This window comes from Vibrio sp. 10N.261.54.A5 (genome assembly GCF_041471145.1).
GTDB lineage: Bacteria > Pseudomonadota > Gammaproteobacteria > Enterobacterales > Vibrionaceae > Vibrio > Vibrio crassostreae_C.
Window position 1 is genome coordinate 1 of record NZ_JBFRNU010000120.1, and the last position, 299, is coordinate 299.

The 299-nt window shown below is 48.5% G+C and carries 2 tRNA genes; both read left to right on the top strand.

The features are described from left to right. Window positions 1–20: 20 nt before the first annotated feature. Window positions 21–97: transfer RNA gene (locus AB4329_RS22430), tRNA-Met, on the top strand. 56 nt (window positions 98–153) lie between these two features. Continuing rightward, window positions 154–229, top strand: a tRNA-Gly gene (locus tag AB4329_RS22435). Window positions 230–299 lie beyond the last annotated feature (70 nt).

Consider the following 299-nt stretch of genomic DNA (forward strand, 5'->3'; position numbering starts at 1 on the left):
ACTTAAATAATGCATCCGGACGCGGGATGGAGCAGTTTGGTAGCTCGTCGGGCTCATAACCCGAAGGTCGTCGGTTCAAATCCGGCTCCCGCAACCACATTACAGTTAAGCGCTATCTGTTGCCCAAGGCAGTAAGAGCAGCGAATAACTAATGCGATACTAGCTCAGTTGGTAGAGCGCAACCTTGCCAAGGTTGAGGTCATCGGTTCGAACCCGATGTATCGCTCCAAATTCTCTCTCACGCTTTATGCTGAAGATGAAAATGGTTTAGTCTCATTGTCTTAAACAATGCATCCGGA